This is a genomic window from Streptomyces sp. NPDC059874 (genome assembly GCF_042731135.1).
In the GTDB taxonomy this organism is placed as follows: Bacteria; Actinomycetota; Actinomycetes; order Streptomycetales; family Streptomycetaceae; genus Streptomyces.
In genome coordinates this window covers 159,611-159,999 of record NZ_JBHWJY010000008.1, presented here as the reverse complement: position 1 = coordinate 159,999, position 389 = coordinate 159,611, and the positions used below count along the sequence as shown (strand labels likewise).

1 pseudogene is annotated in these 389 nt (G+C 71.0%); it reads left to right on the top strand.

What is annotated here, in order from left to right:
- Positions 1-9 precede the first annotated feature (9 nt).
- Positions 10-389 (top strand): annotated as a pseudogene (locus ACFV9H_RS07575) (hypothetical protein); the annotation flags it as partial.

The following is a 389-nucleotide window of genomic DNA, read 5'->3' as shown; positions in this document are numbered from 1 at the left end:
CCCGTCGTGATGACGACCGTGGTGGGTTCCGTGGCGGTCGTGACGACCGTGGTGGCGACCGCCCCTCCTACCCGCGTCGCGACGACCGTGGCGGGGACCGTCCGTCGTTCCGTCGTGATGACGACCGTGGTGGGCGTCCGAGCTACCCGCGTCGTGACGATGAGCGTGGTGGGTTCCGTGGCGGTCGTGACGACCGTGGTGGCGACCGCCCCTCCTACCCGCGCCGTGACGACCGTGGCGGGGACCGTCCGTCCTTCCGTCGTGATGACCGGGGTGAGCGTCCCAGCTACCCGCGTCGTGATGACGACCGTGGTGGGCGTCCGAGCTACCCGCGTCGTGACGATGAGCGTGGTGGGTTCCGTGGCGGTCGTGACGACCGTGGTGGCGAC